Origin of the sequence: Lysobacter enzymogenes, from assembly GCF_017168095.1 — a bacterium.
GTDB classification, from domain to species: Bacteria; Pseudomonadota; Gammaproteobacteria; order Xanthomonadales; family Xanthomonadaceae; genus Lysobacter; species Lysobacter enzymogenes_D.
This window is the reverse complement of record NZ_LXSD01000134.1, coordinates 1-16,095: the sequence shown is the minus strand read 5'-3', so window position 1 is coordinate 16,095 and position 16,095 is coordinate 1. Positions and strand designations below refer to the sequence as shown.

At 70.1% G+C, this 16,095-nt stretch carries 11 protein-coding genes; 4 read left to right on the top strand and 7 right to left on the bottom strand.

Annotated elements, in window-relative coordinates; translation table 11 throughout:
• Positions 1 to 67 precede the first annotated feature (67 nt).
• The 3 genes from mqo to A7A76_RS03745 all read left to right on the top strand — a co-directional run bounded on the left by mqo (position 68) and on the right by A7A76_RS03745 (position 5,154).
• Positions 68 to 1,759 (top strand): malate dehydrogenase (quinone), encoded by a 1,692-nt coding sequence (gene mqo, locus A7A76_RS03755; protein ID WP_206409935.1) that lies wholly within the window; start codon positions 68 to 70, stop codon positions 1,757 to 1,759.
• 546 nt (positions 1,760 to 2,305) lie between these two features.
• Entirely contained in the window at positions 2,306 to 4,111 is a 1,806-nt protein-coding gene (locus A7A76_RS03750; RefSeq protein ID WP_206409934.1) for an ABC transporter ATP-binding protein, read from the top strand.
• Positions 4,112 to 4,224: 113 nt separating this feature from the next.
• The gene (locus tag A7A76_RS03745; RefSeq protein WP_206409933.1) at positions 4,225 to 5,154 is read left to right on the top strand and encodes an MBL fold metallo-hydrolase; all 930 of its coding nucleotides are present in this window, start codon (positions 4,225 to 4,227) and stop codon (positions 5,152 to 5,154) included.
• A gap of 42 nt (positions 5,155 to 5,196) precedes the next feature.
• On the opposite strand, the gene A7A76_RS03740 is transcribed toward A7A76_RS03745, so the two are convergent.
• The 5 genes from A7A76_RS03740 to A7A76_RS03720 form a co-directional block, all read right to left on the bottom strand.
• Positions 5,197 to 7,404 carry a TonB-dependent siderophore receptor gene (locus tag A7A76_RS03740; RefSeq protein WP_343225272.1) on the bottom strand — a complete coding sequence of 736 codons (2,208 nt, stop codon included), beginning with the start codon at positions 7,402 to 7,404 and terminating at the stop codon, positions 5,197 to 5,199.
• 308 nt (positions 7,405 to 7,712) lie between these two features.
• Positions 7,713 to 9,896, bottom strand: coding sequence for a beta-glucosidase BglX (gene bglX, locus A7A76_RS03735; RefSeq protein ID WP_206409932.1), 2,184 nt, complete (start codon positions 9,894 to 9,896; stop codon positions 7,713 to 7,715).
• A gap of 541 nt (positions 9,897 to 10,437) precedes the next feature.
• A complete protein-coding gene (locus A7A76_RS03730; RefSeq protein WP_206409931.1) occupies positions 10,438 to 10,827 on the bottom strand; it encodes a DUF6180 family protein in 390 nt (129 codons plus the stop codon).
• Positions 10,828 to 10,874: 47 nt separating this feature from the next.
• Positions 10,875 to 12,098, bottom strand: a complete 1,224-nt coding sequence (locus A7A76_RS03725; RefSeq protein ID WP_206409930.1) for an OmpA family protein — start codon at positions 12,096 to 12,098, stop codon at positions 10,875 to 10,877.
• A gap of 606 nt (positions 12,099 to 12,704) precedes the next feature.
• Positions 12,705 to 13,904: a glycoside hydrolase family 5 protein gene (locus A7A76_RS03720; RefSeq protein WP_241200705.1), complete on the bottom strand. Its 1,200-nt coding sequence runs from the start codon at positions 13,902 to 13,904 to the stop codon at positions 12,705 to 12,707.
• A 216-nt stretch (positions 13,905 to 14,120) separates the two neighbouring features.
• Between A7A76_RS03720 and A7A76_RS03715 the strand changes: the two genes are divergently transcribed.
• Positions 14,121 to 14,891, top strand: a complete 771-nt coding sequence (locus tag A7A76_RS03715) for a DNA/RNA non-specific endonuclease (RefSeq protein ID WP_206409929.1) — start codon at positions 14,121 to 14,123, stop codon at positions 14,889 to 14,891.
• Between the two features lie 176 nt (positions 14,892 to 15,067).
• Here the strand turns inward: A7A76_RS03715 and A7A76_RS03710 are convergent, their stop codons facing one another.
• Positions 15,068 to 15,865 (bottom strand): DUF4198 domain-containing protein, encoded by a 798-nt coding sequence (locus A7A76_RS03710; protein ID WP_206409928.1) that lies wholly within the window; start codon positions 15,863 to 15,865, stop codon positions 15,068 to 15,070.
• A gap of 50 nt (positions 15,866 to 15,915) precedes the next feature.
• The coding region (locus tag A7A76_RS03705) for a hypothetical protein (RefSeq protein WP_206409927.1) at positions 15,916 to 16,095 on the bottom strand (180 nt) is incomplete at its 5' end.

Below are 16,095 nucleotides of genomic sequence, written 5' to 3'. Positions count from 1 at the left end.
CGCGCGGATCCGCACCGACGGATCCGCCGGCCGCCGCGCATCGCCTCACCGCGATCGGTCCCCCGCCATGAAAAAATTCCGCAAAGTCCTGTTGCTGCTGATCGCCGTCGCGGCCGTCGGCGGCGTGCTGTTCCTGTACTGGCCGCTGTACCAGCGCTCGGTGCCCGCGGCGCAAAACGACCAGCCGGTCGATGTGGTGCTGGTCGGCGCCGGCATCATGAGCGTCACCCTGGCCACCTACCTGCAGGAGCTGCAGCCGGACTGGAAACTGCAGATCTACGAGCGCCGCGACGGCGTCGCCGAGGAAAGCTCGGACGGCTGGAACAACGCCGGCACCGGCCACTCGGGCTTCGCCGAACTCAACTACACCCCGCAACTGGCCGACGGCAGCGTCGAGACCAAGCGCGCGGTGGAGATCGCCGAGCAATTCGAGATCTCGCGCCAGTTCTGGTCGCACCAGGTGCGCGAAGGCCGCCTGGGCGCGCCGAGCGACTTCATCAACCCGACCCCGCACATGAGCTTCGTCTGGGGCGAGGACAACATCGACTACCTGCGCAAGCGCCGCGACGCGCTGGTCAAGAACCCGCTGTTCTACGGCATGCAGTTCTCCGACGATGCGGCCCAGATCAGGCAATGGGCGCCGCTGCTGATGGAGGGACGCGATCCCAGGCAGCACGTCGCGGCCACCTACATGCCGCTGGGCACCGACGTCAATTTCGGCGTCATCACCCGCCAGCTGACCCAGGGCCTGCAGCGCAGCCCGAACTTCGCCTTGAACCTCGGGCATGAAGTCACCGCGCTGCGCCGCAACGCCGACAGGACCTGGAACGTCACCGTCAAGGACCTCAAGTCCGGCCAGGAGAGCACGGTCAAGAGCCGCTTCGTGTTCATCGGCGCCGGCGGCGCGGCGCTCAAGCTGCTGCAGCTGTCGGGCATTCCCGAGGCCGACGACTACGCCGGTTTCCCGGTCGGCGGCCAGTTCCTCGCCTTCACCGCGCCGGCCATCGCCGATCGCCACCACGTCAAGGCCTACGGCATGGCCGAAACCGGCTCGCCGCCGATGTCGGTGCCGCATCTGGATGCGCGCAAGCTCGACGGCAAGCCGGTGATCCTGTTCGGCCCGTTCGCGCTGTACAGCACCAAGTTCCTCAAGCACGGCTCGTGGTTCGACCTGTATTCCTCGGTCAATCACGACAACGTCGGCGAGATGCTCAGCGTCGGCGCCGAGAACCTGGACCTGGTCAAGTACCTGATGAGCCAGGCGCAGCTCGACGACAACGATCGCCACGCCGAGCTGTTGAAGTATTTCCCCACCGCCAAACGCAGCGACTGGACCCTGGTCACCGCCGGCCAGCGCGTGCAGGTGATCAAGCGCGATCCGGTCAAGGGCCCGGTGCTGCAGTTCGGCACCGAGATCGTCATCGACAAGGACCGCAGCATCGCCGCGCTGCTGGGCGCCTCGCCGGGCGCCTCGACGTCGCCGCCGATCATGCTCGACCTGATGGCCAAGGCCTTCCCGCAGCAGGTCGCGGCCGGCTGGGGCGAGAAGCTGCGCCAGATCGTTCCGTCCTACGGCCGCAAGCTCAACGACAGCCCGGCGCTGACCAACGAGATCCGGCGCATGACCAGCCAGACGCTGCAGCTGCCGTACCTGGAAGTGCCGGTGGACGGCGCGCAGCCGGCGCAGACGCCGGCGCCGACGCCCGCGGCGCCGACGAAGGACGCGCGCAACCAGAATCCGGAATTGCAGGCGATGTGAACGCCGCGCCCGTCCCGCCGCCACGCGGCGGGACGGTGTCTCGCCCACCCCGCAGCAACGCCGCGCCGCGCCTTAGCTTCGCAGCGCCAGCGCACCGGCGCAAAGAATGCAGTGCGCACACTGCCGAACGACCCACCGCGCGCAAGCTCAGCGATCCTCGTCACACATCCGCGCGTCGCCGAATCTCCCGCAAATCGCGGCGATTTTCGCCGGCCGCGCCGCACGCCGGCCTATTTGTGACGCAACGCGCGCAAGGATGCGAAACGCATCGCTACTTCGACGGGCGAGACGGAACTCGCGTTGACCGTGCCGACAACACGACGTAACACTGCCGGGTCAGTTTTCTTCTTGCCGGGTCAGCGCGGACGCCGAAGCCGACCACGGCCGGCCGCGCGCAAACCACGGCCGCCGGCGCGCGTCGCCTGCGCCGATCGCGTATACGCGGGCCGTCGCGTCGGCATCGCCCCTGAACCGTTTTGCGAGACACCCCGGAGCCGGCCGAGTGAACAGGCGCAACGCAATCCGTACCGCAGCCTTCGGTGCCGCATGAGCCGCCCCCATCCTTCCGCCGAACCTGCGGACAAATCCGCCTCGTCCTCGCGCGACCTGTGGCGGCTGATCCGCACCGGCCGGCCCTCGCCGGTCGCCTTGTCGGTCGCCGCGCTGGCGGCGATCGCTTCGGTCGCCGGCACCTTGTGGTTTCCGGTCCAGACCAAGCAGATGATCGACGGCTTCGGCCACGGCCAGATCGATGTCTGGGCGATGGCCGGGCTGGTCGCGATCCTGGCCGCCGCGGCGCTGCTCAACGCGGCCTCCGCCTACCTGCTGGCACGGGTCGGCTACCAACTGGTCGCGCGCCTGCGCCAGAGCCTGATCGACAAGCTGCTGCGCCTGCCGGTGGCCTCGTTCGACCGCGAAAGCAGCGGCGAACGGGTCAGCCGGGTGGTGCGCGACTGCGAGTCGATCTCCGAACTGATCGCGCGCCAGACCGTCAACCTGCTCACCGGCGTGCTGCTGCTGGCCGGCTCGATCGTGGTGCTGTTGCTGCTGGACGTGCGCCTGACCTTGGCCCTGATCGGCTCGATCGGCGCCGCCTTCGCGATCATGATCCCGATCGCGTTCCTGCTCGACGGCCTGTCGCGCCGCATCCAGGACCGCACCGCGCGCTTCAGCGGCATCCTCACCCACATCTTCCAGGAAATCCGCCTGGTCAAGGCGTTCACCGCCGAGCCGCGCGAGCGCGAGCGCAGCCGCGGCGAGATCGACGGCCTGATGCGGCTGGGCCTGCGCGTGGCGCGGGTCAATGTGTTGCTGGAACCGCTGATGAGCCTGGCGATGACCCTGGCGATCATCGTCATCCTGGTCTACGGCGCCGCGCGCGTGGCCGCCGGCGAAATCACCGTCGGCACCCTGACCGCGTTCATCCTCTACATCTTCAACGTCGCCACGCCGTTGATGCAGCTCACCCACTTCACCGCCGAGCTGCAGAAGGCCAAGGGCGCTTCGGCGCGGATCGCGGCGATCCTGCTCGAAGACGAGGAACAGACCCGCCCGGGCACCGCCGAGCGCCTGCCCGGACAGGTGCTGGAGTTCCACGACGTGTCCTTCGCCTACGACGGCCGCGACGCCGCCGTGCTGCGCGGCATCGACCTGCGTTTCGAACCCGGCCGTACCGTGGCCCTGGTCGGCACCAGCGGCAGCGGCAAGACCACCTTGCTGTCGCTGATCGAGCGCTTCTACCAGCCCAGCGGCGGCCGCATCCTCTACGGCGGCCGACCGATCGGCGAGTTCGACCTGCGCCAGTGGCGCGGCAGCATCGGCTATGTCGCGCAGAGCGCGCCGGTGATGCCCGGCACGGTCCGCGACAACATCGCCTACGGCCTGGACGGGGAGTTCGACGACGAACAGCTGCGCTCGGCCGCGCGCCGCGCCGGCGCGCTGGAGTTCATCGAGGCGATGCCGCAGGGCTTCGATACCCAGCTGATCGAACAGGGCAACAATCTGTCTGGCGGCCAGCGCCAGCGCATCGCCATCGCGCGCATGTTCCTGCGCGACCCGGACATCCTGATCCTCGACGAAGCCACTTCCGCGCTCGACAGCGAGACCGAGCACCAGGTCAAGCTGGCGCTGGACGAGCTGATGCGCGGGCGCACCAACATCATCGTCGCCCACCGCCTGTCGACGGTCATGCACGCCGACCGGATCTGCTTCCTCGACGCCGGGCGCATCTCCGGCATGGGCAGCCATGTCGAACTGCTCGCCACCCATCCGCATTACGCGCGCTTGGTGGAGCGCCAGTTCCGGCATCCGGCCGAAGCCGAGTCCGCATCCGAGCCGGCGCTCGCAACGTGAACGGCGCGCGCCGATTGGATGCGGCCGCGCAACGCAGTCGTGCGCCGCGGCGGCTGTTTCCGCCGCCGCATCCGGCCTAGCCTGAGCTGTCTCTCGCGTCAGGAAACCCGCCCATGTCCGCCTTTCCCGCTCCGCGCCTGTCGCTCGCCTTCGGCCTCGTCTGCGCGTTCGCTGCGTTCGCCGCGCAATCGGCTCCGGCCGCGGCCGCCGCGCCGCTGCGCATCGAGGTCTACAACCCCGGCGAAAACGGCGTGTTCCCGGTGTCGTCCGAACTCGTCGTCGGCGAACGCGAGGTGCTGCTGATCGACGCCCAGTTCCAGCGCGCCGACGCGCAGGCGCTGGTCGATAAGATCCGCGCCACCGGCAAGCCGCTGGCCACCGTATACATCAGCCAGAGCGATCCGGATTACTACTTCGGCCTGGACACGATCCGCGCGGCGTTCCCCGATGCGCGCATCCTCGCCACGCCGCAGACGGTGGCGGCGATCCGCAAGACGATGCAGGGCAAGCTCGCCTACTGGGGGCCGATCCTTAAGGACAACGCGCCGCGGCAACTGATCGTGCCCGATGCGCTGCAGGGCGACACGCTGAGCTTCGAAGGCCGCACGCTGAAGATCCAGGGCCTGCGCGGCCCCGACCCGGCGCGCACCTATCTGTGGATTCCTTCGCTCAAGACCGTGGCCGGCGGCGTGGTGGTGTCCAGCGGCGGCCACGTATTCATGGCCGATACGCAGACGCCGGCCTCGCGCCAGGGCTGGCTGAAGACGCTGCGCGGCATCCAGGCGCTCAAGCCGGCGCGGGTGATTCCCGGCCACTATCTCGGCGCGGAGCCCAAGGGCCTGGACGCGGTCAAGTTCACCGCCGCCTATATCGAGCGCTTCGAACGCGAAGCCGCGCGCGCCGCCGCTTCGGCCCAGCTCATCGCCGCGATGCAGGCCGCGTATCCCAAGCTCGGCGAGGCGTCTTCGCTGGAACTCAGCGCGAAAGTGATCAAGGGCGAAATGCCCTGGCCGGCGCCGGAGCCGGACGCGGCCAAGCCCTGACCGCGTGCGGGCCGCCACTGGCCCATCGCCCCACCGCCGTGCTCAGAACCGATACGTCACCGACGCGCGCACGCTGCGCGGCTCGCCCCAGGTGTAGGTGCTGTAGACGTCGAAGATCGTGTAGTAGCGCTTGTCCAGCAGGTTGTCGAGGTTGAGCGCGGCCGAGACGTGCTCGTCGAAGCGATAGCCGAGCATCGCATCGAGCAGCCAGTACGGCCGGGTGCGATGCTCGACCGTGCCGCCGCCGGGCGCGCCGACCGGGCCGAAGCTGCTGCTCTGCCAGCGCGCGCCGCCGCCGACGGTCAGGCCGTCGAGGGCGCCGCCGAAACGATAGCTGGTGTGCGCGCTGAATTGATCTTCGGGCTCCAGCGTCGACACCTTGGCGCCGCGCTGGCACGCGACCTTGTGCGCATAGCCGGCCTGGATCTGCCAGCCCGGGCGCAACTGGCCGGACAGTTCCAGCTCGTAACCTTCGGTGCGCACGCCTTGCAGCGCCCGATACGCATCGCCGCCGGTGGGCGTCTTGCCGCCGCTGGGCACCGGGTAATTGTCCTGGTCCAGACGGAACGCCGCGGCGCTCGCGTTCAGGCGGCCGTCGAAGAATTCGCCTTTCAGGCCCAGTTCGTAGTTCTCGCCTTCGCGCGGATCGAGCGCGCGCCCGCGCTCGTCCTGCTCGGCCTGCGGCTTGAAGATCGTGCTGTAGCTGGCGTAGGCCGACAGAAACGTATTGAGGTCGTACACCGCGCCTGCGTAAGGCACCACCACGCCGCTCTCGTCGATGCCGTCGGTCTTGTAGTTGGCGACGCGGCTGCCGAGGATCAGCTTGAACGTATCGGCCAGATCGAAGCGGCCGACCAGATACGCGCCGCTCTCGCGGGTGGTCTGATCGTTGTCGAAGCCGCGCTGCCAGGCCGGTTCGGGGATGGCGCCGTTCCATTGCCGATAGTCGGGCACCTGCGTCGGGTAATCCGGCGGCGCGAAATAGCCGATGTTGGTCCAGCGCTTGCGCGAGGCGCTGGCGCCGAACACCAGCTCGTGCTCGCGTCCGAACCACTGGAAATGGCCACTGACGTAAGCGTCGGCGGCGTTGGCCACGGTCTTGCCGACGTACTGGCCTAGCCACAGGCCGACGCCGCTGCCGTCGCGCGGATCGGGATGGCCCGACGCCGCCGCGCCGAGCGCGGCATCGTAGCCGTTGACCTGGTGATTGAGCTGCAGCTTGGCGACCCAGCCGTCGCCGAAGCGATGCTCCAGCGTGGCGAAACCGGTGCGGGTGTACTGGCGCCAGCGGCTCCAGTCGGCGCCGTTGTTGAACGAGCGCGGCACGCGATAGAACTTGCCGTCGGCATCGAGCAAGGGAATGCCGCCCCAGCTGGAGCCGCGCGGATCGCTGTCCTGGTAGTCGGCGCCGACGGTCAGCAGGGTGTCGGGCGTCAGATCGGCTTCGACGATGCCGTAGAACACCTCGGTGCTGCGCTGATAGCGCTGGCTGTAGCCGTGCTTGTCCTGGCGCACCGCGACCGCGCGGCCGCGCACGCGGCCATCGCCGCTCAGCGGGCCGGACACGTCGACTTCGCCGCGGTACTCGTCCCACGAGCCCGCGCCTAGCGTCGCCTGACCCTTGAACTCGCGCGTGGGCTTCTTGCGGATCAGGTTGATCGTCGCGCCCGGATCGCCGATGCCGGTCAGCAGGCCGGTGGCGCCCTTGAGCACTTCGATGCGGTCGTAGATCGCGGTGTCGCTGAGGGTGTTGCCGGCCGAGAACGCCGAATCGCGCTGCATCGGGATGCCGTCGTACTGGAAGTTCTGGATCGCGAAGCCGCGCGCGTAATACTCGGTGCGCTCGCTGTCGTAGGTGACGATGCTGATGCCGGGCGTGACGCGCATGACATCGTCGATGCCGGTCAGGCCGAAATCGTCCATTTCCTGGCGCCCGATCACGCTGATCGACTGCGGCGTCTGCCGCGGGGTCAGCACCAGCCGGGTCGCGGTGGCGATGCTGCCCGGCGTGTACGAACCGCTGCCTTCGGTGACGGTGCCGAGCTGGTTGGCGACGACTTCGACCCGGTCGAGTTCGGTCGGATCGGCGGCGGCGGCCGCGCCGTCGCGCGCGGGCGCGACGGTCTGGGCGACGGCGAGGAACGGCGCGGACCACGCCAGCGCGCCGGCCAGGGCAAGCGCCAACGGCGCGCGGCGCAGGCCGCGCGGACGCAATACGGGGAGATGAGCAACGCAGGGATCGAAAGGCACGGCGAACGCTTCCGGCAGAAGGAGGATGACTCCTCTGGCGGCGGCTCGAGGTGCGAAGGCGCACGGCGAAGATGTGCGCGGGCGCTCAGTATAGGCCGATTCGGCGGCGCGCCGGGGCTTGGGAAGGGACGTCCCGCGATACGGCGGGACGAACTCGGCGAGCGAGCCCGCGCAACCGATGCCCGCCTGATCGCTCAACCTCCATGCGCGCACAGCCCGCCACGCGACCGCAAAGACCTGCGGCAAAAACGCAAAGGGAGAGAGCCGCGCCCCCTCCCTTTCTCTAATGTCGCCGCGGCGCCCGCGCCTTAACCTTGCGCGGCCAGCAACTCGAACTGCACCGCCTCGCCGGCCGTGGCCGACGGCGCCAGCCACAGGTCGAACAGCCCCGGCTCGGCGATGGCGCGGTTGTCGATGCCGCGGAATTCCAGGTCGGCGCGGCTCAGCGCGAACTCGACCTCGCGGCTCTCGCCCGGCGCCAGCGCGATCTTGGCGAAACGCTTGAGCTCGCGCACCGGGCGCACCCGGCTGGCGACGCGGTCGCGCACGTACAGTTGCACCACTTCTTCGGCCGCGCGCTCGCCGACGTTGGTGACGCGCACGCGCGCGCGCAGCTCGCCGTCCCAGGCCAGCGCCGGCGCGTCCAGCGTCGCCGCGCCGTATTCGATGCGGCCATAGCTCAGGCCGTGGCCGAACGGATACAGCGCGGTGTGGTCGGTTTCGCGCCAACGCGTGCGGAACGACTCCAGCCCGCCGGCAACGTACGGCCGGCCGGTGGCGGGATGGTTGTAGTAGTACGGCTGCTGGCCCGAATCGTGCGGAAAGCTGACCGGCAGGCGGCCGCCGGGGCTGTGCTCGCCGAACACCAGATCGGCCACGGCGTGGCCGGTCTGGCTGCCGAGGAACCAGGTCACCAGCAGCGCCTGCGCGCGCTGCAGCGGGCCCAGCGCGAGCGCGCGGCCGCAACGCAGCAGCACGATCACCGGCGTGCCGGCGGCGAGCACCGCTTCGGCCAGCGCGAGTTGCGCGGCCGGCAGCACGATCTGGGTGCGCGATTGCGCTTCGCCGGAGAAATCGCTGGGCTCGCCGAGCGCGAGCAGCACCGCGTCGGCGCCGCGCGCGGCGGCCACCGCGGCGTCGATGCCGCCGTCGATGGCTTCGACGAAGCCGCTGCCGTCCACCACGTCGAGCGCGGAAGGATCTGCGAGCGCGGCGCGCAGGCCGGTTTCCAGGTCGACCTCGCGCGAGGGGTCGCCGAAGATGTTCCAGCAGCCGGCGAGATTGGCGCGGTCGCGCGCGAACGGGCCGATCAGGGCGATGCGCTGGCCGGACTTGCGCAGCGGCAACACGTCGCCGTCGTTCTTCAGCATCACCACGCTGCGCCGCGCGGCTTCGCGCGCGAGTTCGTCGTGCGCGGCGAGGTACGGCGCGGGGCCGGGCGGCGCTTCGTTCAATGAGCGATAGGGATTGTCGAACAAGCCCATCCGCGCCTTGACGGTGAGGATGCGGCGCACCGCCGTGTCGATCGCCGCGACCGACACCTTGCCCTCGCCCACCAGCGCGGCCAGATGATCCATGAACACGCCGCTCTGCATGCTCATGTCCAGGCCGGCGCCGATGCTCAGCTCGGCGGCGTGCTTCTCGTCGGCGGCGTAGCCGTGCGCGATCAGTTCGAAATCGGAGGTGTAGTCGGAAACGACGAAGCCTTCGAAGCCCCACTGCTCGCGCAGCACGCCGGTCAGCAGCTCGCGGTTGGCGGTGGCGGGCACGCCGTTGATGTCGTTGAACGAACTCATCACCGTCAGCGCGCCGGCGTCGATGGCGGCCTTGAACGGCGGCAGGTGCACGTCGAACAGGGTCTGCGGCGACAGGTCGACGGTGTTGTAGTCCAGGCCCGCGCTGACCGCGCCATAGGCGGCGAAATGCTTGGGCGTGGCCAGCAGCGAATCGTCGGCGGTCAGGTCCGGGCCCTGGAAGCCGCGCACGCGCGCGCGGGCGAAGGCGCAGGCCAGCACGGTGTCTTCGCCGGTGGTTTCGGCGACCCGGCCCCAGCGCTGGTCGCGGGCGATGTCGACCACCGGCGCGAAGGTCCAGTGCAGGCCCTCACGGGTGGCTTCCACCGCGGCCGCGCGCGCGGTGCGCTCGGCCAGTTCGGGCTCGAAGCTGGCCGCTTCGCCGAGCGGGATCGGGAACACGGTGCGCATGCCGTGGATGACGTCGGCGCCGAGCAGGATCGGAATGCCGAGCCGGCTTTGCTCGACCGCGATGCGCTGCAGTTCGCGCCCTTCCCTGGCGCCGACGCCGTTGAACAGCGCGCCGACCTGGCCGGCCCGGATCATCTCGCGGGTGCGATCCGGTCCCCACTGGAACGAGTCCGGATTGACGTCGAAAGCGAAGGGGCGGATGGAATCGGCCAGGATCGACAGCTGACCGATCTTCTCCTCCAGCGTCATCCGATCGATCAGTGCCTCGATATCAACGCGGCCGGTCATTTAGTAACGCTGCCCTGCATGGAAATATGGTCTATTCATCATATGTAACCGATTACATGAGTGTCAACGCGCAGACCGCCGGCCCATCCCGGACCGGCCCGATGGCCGCGCGAAAGCATCGCCGCCCGGCGCGCCTGGGGCAGCGCCGGGGAGCGGAGAGTAGACGATTCGCCGGGGCGGCGCTGCACGGCGCGGCCCCAGGGGCTGGGCGCGGCTGGACCAGCGCTCTTCGCCCTGCCCGACGCAGACCTTGGGCCCGGCCGCTGAACGGGCTTGCGTCGTAATCCGACGGTCGCGGTCGCAGCTTGCGCAGCTCCTACAGTCGGCCTTGCCGCAACGCAGCCCCTGTAGGAGCGACGCGAGTCGCGACCGCGAAACCGCGCTTGCGTCGAAACCCGGCTATCGCGGTCGCAGCTTGCGCAGCTCCTACAGTCGGCATTGCCGCAACGCAGCCCCTGCAGGAGCGACGCGAGTCGCGACCGCGAACCCTCCCTTGCCACGCGACCCGGCTAGCGCGGCCGCCACCGACACAGCGCCCGCGTCATTTACCCGCCGGCTTGATCGCCTTGCGGATCTCGCCGGACACACGGGTCGCGATGCGCTGCGGCTCGGTCAGGTTCGGGCCGGAGTAGTCGAAGGCCTGCACCACCCAGGCCGTGTGGGTGCCGGCGGCGATGCAGTAGGCGATCAGCGCGCGGCCGTCCTGCGGCGGTCCGGACACGTGGGTGATCAGCGTCTTCTGGTCGCGGTTCACCCGCATCGCATAGCCCAGCGCGGCCGCGCCGCGCGCAATCGCCGCGTTGCAGGCCGGCAGGCTCAACTGCGCGGTCGGCACGCGGTCGACGTCCAGGCCCAGGCTGAAGTCGTTGGCCAGGCCGCTCATCGGCAACGCCAGGCCCAGGCCCAGGATCGTCGCGCTCGCGATTCTCATCATCGTCTGTCCTCGCTCGGTGGTCGGGGGAACACGGCAGCGCGCGATCAGGTGCGCAGGAAGATTTCGACCCGGCGGTTGAGCTGGCGCCCGCCCGGATTGTCCTGGCCGCCGATCTCGTTGGGCGCCACCGGCTGCGCTTCGCCGTAGCCGCGCGCCTGCGCCTGCTGCGCGGCGCCGCGTTCGCGCAGCGCCGCGGCCACCGCCAGCGCGCGCCGCTGCGACAGCGCCAGGTTGTAGTCGTCGCTGCCCTTGGCGTCGGTATGGCCGCCGATTTCCATGGCCGAGGCGCGCACGTCCTTGAGCGCGGCGGCCAGCGTGTCGAGCACCTTGGCCGCGTCGGCGCGGATATCGGATTTGTCGAAGTCGAACAGCACCCGATCGTTGAGGGTGATGAGGTAGCCGCAGGGCGCGCCCGGCGGCGCGAATTTCTTCAGCGGCGGGAAGCGCCCGGCCGGCGGCACCTTCGGCAACGCCGGCAAGCGCACCGCGCGCGCCGGCGTGTCGACCAGGCCGGTGCCGTCGCCGTTGACCACGACCAGGCCGAGCGGACCGTTCCAGCGGCCGGAGCCGTCGTTGTTGATCGTCACCAGGCCGAGCGGCCCGTTCCAGCTGCCGCTGCCGTCGCCGTTGTTGCGGACCAGGCCGCTGTCGCCGTTCCAGGTGCCGCCGCCCTTGCCGTCCAGGGCGATCACCCCGGCCGGGCCGTTGTACGAGCCCGAGCCGTCGGCCTCGACCCGCACCAGCGCGCCCTTGCCGTCCTCGTCGTCCTCGCCGCCGGCATCGCCGTCGATGCTGCCGCTGCCGTCGGCGTTGACCGTGATCAGGCCGCCCTCGTAATTGGCGGTGCCGCTGCCGTCGGCGCCGATCTTGAAGATGCCCTCGTCGCCGATGCGGCTGAGCTGGCCTTGCGCGTCGACGCTGGTCAAACCGGCGTCGCGCAGCAGCGCGCCGCCACCGTCGCAACGCGCGGGCGAGACGCTGACCCCGGCGATGGGATCCAGCGCCGGCGCCATCGCCGACTCCAGCGCACGCTGCGCGGGCGTGACGCCGACGATCTCGGGCACGACGATCGATGGAATCGCCGGGAACTGCGCGGCGACGGCGTCGGCGAGCCTTTGCGCGTCGGGATCGGCGTCGGGCTCGGCCTCGGCGACAGTCGTAGCGGCCGTGCGCGCCGCAGCGGCGGGCGCGGGCGGCGCGTCCTGGCGCGCACAGGCGGCGAGCGCGGCGGCGGACAGCAACAACCAGGCGAACAGGGGGGGGCGCATGCGGAACTCCCTCTCCGAAGACGGACATCCATAAGAACGATGGCGCGGCGCTGCGACCCGAGGATCGCGGCGCCCCCCTGCGCGCCCGCTTTGGTGTCTTTTACCCGATGCAGGCGACGAGGAAAAGACCGAGGCCGCCGGCATCGCCCGATGTCGCATCCGCGCACGCTGCGTTCATGCGCGCTTCGGCGCAGCGAACGCCCGCGTGCTACGCAGCCGGTTGCGCATCGCTCGGGCCGAAAAATTCATAGTGCACGCGCTCGATCGCGCAGATCGCCGAGGCCTGCGGCATTTCCCGCGGCCACCCGACCAAGGTGGTGCAGGAGCTGGGCGCGGCCGGCGACATCGAGACCGGGCGCGGCCGCAACCACGGTCGCGGATCTGCTGGGCGAGCAGCGGGCGTTGCAGCGGTGTTCGCGGTCGGCGGGTAGCGTTGTTTTTTAAGCGGGAGCGGTGCGAGTCGCGGATATAGCCTCGTGCTTGCGGCGCGGGCCGATTTTCGCGGTCGCGACTCGCGTCGCTCCTACAGTCGGGGGTGTCGCAACGCAGCCCTTGCAGGAGCGACGCGAGTCGCGACCGCGACGCCTCGCTTACGGCGCAAGCCCCCTACTCGCGCCCAGCCGACAAGCGCTTGCGGATCGGCTCGAACACCGGCGTGGCCTTGCGCGGCACCGGGTCGGGCTTGCCCTGCTCCATCGCTTCCCAGTAACGCCAGTCGACCTTGCCCTTGCCCAGTTCGTAGTCCATCGCGTCCCAGGCGTCCTCGCGGAAGGCGTAGAAGGCCCAGTGCGCGCCGGCGCGGTCGAGCGCGGCGAGCACGTCGTCGAGGTAGCGCGCGCAGTCGTTCAATTGGCGCACGCAGCCGAATTCGCCGGCGACCAATCGCGTGGCCGGCACCTCGTGGGTCTTGGCCCAGTCGAAGGCCTGGGCCAGGTGCGCGGCGACGCGTTCGCGGTTCCAGGTCGGCTCGCCATCGCCGTACGGGGCCGGGCCGGGATAGAGATAAGGTTTCGCGCGCTTGAGGTTGGGCGCGCTGGTGACTTGATAAGGCTCGTACATGTGCACGCTGTAGAGCGTCCTGGCGTCGGCCAGCGGCGCCGGCCAGTAGTCGAAGCCGCCGGCCGAGGCGTACCAGCCGGCGTCGAGCATGATCGGGGTGTCGCGGTCGACTTCGCGGATCGCCTGCACGATGCGTCGATAGAACGCCGGCAGATCGCGCGCGCCGCCGCGCTGCTTGGCGTACCAGTCGCGGCGCTGTTGCGCGTTCGCGTATTCGCTGAGCCCGGCCTGCCTTTCCGGCGCCGGCTCGTTGATCAGGTTGTAGGCGGCGATGCCGGGCTGGTCCTTGAGTTCGCGCGCCAGATCGCGCCAGAAGCGCGCCGCCGCCTCCCAATGCTTGCGGTCCTGCCACAGCCGGTCGTCGAAGCGGCCGCCGTTGTTCTGCGCCCAGCGCGAGTACGGCAGCGACAGCGGCGCGACCACGGTCTTCAGGCCGGCCGCGTCGGCGCGCGCCAGCGCCGCCTTCAGCGTCTTCAGGTCGGCCGGCGCCAGGCGCCGGTAGTCGTCGGCGTCGCCGATCAGGAAATCGCGGCCTGCGGGCGTCCATTTGTCGTAGGACAGCCGCACCCAGGTCGCGCCGTAGCCGCGCAACGCGGCGAAATAGGCCTCGTCCGGCGGCAGCCGGTTGAAGCTGTTGCCGCCGTGGCGCGGCGCGTCCCAGAAGCCGATCAGGTCGGCGGCCGCGGCCGGGCGCGGCGCGTTCAGGGCCAAGGCCAGGGCCAGCATGGGCAACGACAAACGGCGCATAGGCGATTTCGATCGATCCGGGAGAGGGGCTGCAGGCTAAGAAGGGGAGGATGAATATCGGATGAGACCTTTCGGTACGACATATCCGGCAAAAACGTGATCCAGGCAAAACCTGCACTACGTCGCGGAAGCCGCTAAAACCACATTACTTGTCACGAATCGGTTCGATACGCCTGCAATTTTGTGCGCACCCAGCACGCACCGGACCCGTTCCCGATGAAACTCGCCGCCTGCCTCGCCGCTGTGGGCCTCGCCCTGGCCGCGCCCGCCGCCTTCGCCGCCGCCTGCACCAGCGCCCACAACGAGCAATACCCCGGCGGCCGCAAGCCGGTGCTGAGCAATGCCGACCTCAACGAACAGACCCTGTCGATCTGCTACCAGGATTACAACCTGTACGCCTCCAAGGTCACCGGCACCAACCTGTGGTCGGCCCAGCACCTGACCCGGGCCAAGGTGATCGGCGCCGAATCGATCAACCGCATCGATTCCAATTTCTTCAGCGAGACCGGCTTCCCGACCAGGCACGCCAGCTACACCAACAGCGGCTACGACCGCGGCCACATGATGCCGGCCGGCGACGCCTCGACCACGCCGGCGCAGAAGGAGACCTTTTCGGTTGCCAACATCGTGCCGCAGGCGCCCAAGCTCAACCGCGGCACCTGGGCCAGGATCGAGAGCCTGGTGCGCACCGTGGCCAAGGAATGGGACGAGGCCTACATCGTCACCGGCCCCGACTTCGACGACATGAACACCACCATCGCCAGCGGCGCGGTGGTGGTGCCGACCCAGACCTGGAAGGCGGTGTACGTGCCGTCGGCCGAGGTCGCCGGCGCCTATTGGTGCGCCAACACCGACGCGTCGAGCTGCTCGCTGATTTCGCTGAACGAGCTCGAGCGCCGCGCCTTCGTCGATCCGTTCCCGAGCCTGGGCGCGGCGCTGCGCGCGCAGACTTCCGCGGACTGGACCGACATTCTGGTCCTGCCTTGAGCGAGCGGCGGCTGCGCGCGCGGGCGCGCGGCCGCGTCGCCGCTGCAGCGTCGGATCGGCCCAGGACGGAGCCGCAACGCTTCGGCAACGCCGAACACCCCAGGCTGCGATCGCCGCGGCCTGCGGTGTCGGCGCCCGCCGCGGGCGGGTCGGATCCAGCGCCGCGCTCCCTCGCGCTAGCGCGGCGCCGCGTCGACGATGTCGAAGCTCAGGCTGGTGAAGGTGGTTTCGAAATCGACTTCCGCGCCGGCCGGCAGCGGCCGGGTCCAGATCGCGTTCAGCAGCCACGTCCCTGCGCCCGGCGCGGCGAAGTCGGCGCGGCCGGCGGCGTCGGTGCGGCGCGCGTCCAGCGGTTGCGCGTCGTCTTCCAGCCGGGTCAGCTTGACCAGCGCGCCGGGCAGCGGCCGGCCCTGCCACAGCACCCGCACCGGCAGCCGCGCCGCGCGCGCCTGCGGATCGGCGTCGAGCACGATCTCCAGCGGCAGGCCCAGCGGCTGCGCCAGCAAGGCCGCGACCCCGGCCGGCGCCGGGCCGACGCGCAGCAGCGCCTTGCTGCGGCGGCTGTAGCGCTCGGCGCCGTCGGCGTTCTCGCGGCCTTGCGCGCGGCGTTGTTCCAGCGCCGGGCTCAGGCCTTCGGCGCGCAGATAGTCGTTGAAGCGCGGCGCCGGCAGGCGGCTCTGCGCGCCGGCGTCGGTTTCCAGCACCAGCATCCAGGCGCCGACGGGCACGGCGATGCGCGCGTCGGCCGGCGCATGCGGGTCGGGATGCAGTTGCGCGCGCAGGTCGAGGCGGCGGCCGTCGCCGGCGACCGCTTCGAAGCGCTGGATCCGCCGCGCCGGAATCGCCGAGCGCTGGCGGTCGCGGCCGTGGCCCACCTGCAAGGTCAGCGCGGTCGCGGCCGCGGCGGCGTTGCGGTAAGGCTCGGGCTGGATCCAGAAATCGTGCGCGGCGGCCGGCGCGGCGCAAGCCGACATCAGCAACACGCTAATGAGTAAAGACCAAATACGCGGCATCGCAGTGCGTCCTATTCCAGATGATCGGGAAGATCGCCCGGCAAGGCCGGCGATCCGGTCGAAACCAGCATCAGCAGCGCCACCGCCAGCAGCCACGCGCCGCCGATGCGCACCGCGATGCCGCCGCCGCGCGCGGCCAGCCAACGCGCCGGCAACGCCAGCGCGAGGCAAACCGGCGACCACGCCGGCGG

What these genes read in the sequence shown, in the direction of transcription:
- mqo (WP_206409935.1), top strand. Translation starts at nt 68, where the DNA reads ATGAAAAAATTCCGCAAAGTCCTGTTGCTGCTGATCGCCGTCGCGGCC.
- A7A76_RS03750 (WP_206409934.1), top strand. Translation starts at nt 2,306, where the DNA reads ATGAGCCGCCCCCATCCTTCCGCCGAACCTGCGGACAAATCCGCCTCG.
- A7A76_RS03745 (WP_206409933.1), top strand. Translation starts at nt 4,225, where the DNA reads ATGTCCGCCTTTCCCGCTCCGCGCCTGTCGCTCGCCTTCGGCCTCGTC.
- bglX (WP_206409932.1), bottom strand. Translation starts at nt 9,896, where the DNA reads ATGACCGGCCGCGTTGATATCGAGGCACTGATCGATCGGATGACGCTG.
- A7A76_RS03730 (WP_206409931.1), bottom strand. Translation starts at nt 10,827, where the DNA reads ATGAGAATCGCGAGCGCGACGATCCTGGGCCTGGGCCTGGCGTTGCCG.
- A7A76_RS03725 (WP_206409930.1), bottom strand. Translation starts at nt 12,098, where the DNA reads ATGCGCCCCCCCCTGTTCGCCTGGTTGTTGCTGTCCGCCGCCGCGCTC.
- A7A76_RS03720 (WP_241200705.1), bottom strand. Translation starts at nt 13,904, where the DNA reads ATGCGCCGTTTGTCGTTGCCCATGCTGGCCCTGGCCTTGGCCCTGAAC.
- A7A76_RS03715 (WP_206409929.1), top strand. Translation starts at nt 14,121, where the DNA reads ATGAAACTCGCCGCCTGCCTCGCCGCTGTGGGCCTCGCCCTGGCCGCG.
- A7A76_RS03710 (WP_206409928.1), bottom strand. Translation starts at nt 15,865, where the DNA reads ATGTCGGCTTGCGCCGCGCCGGCCGCCGCGCACGATTTCTGGATCCAG.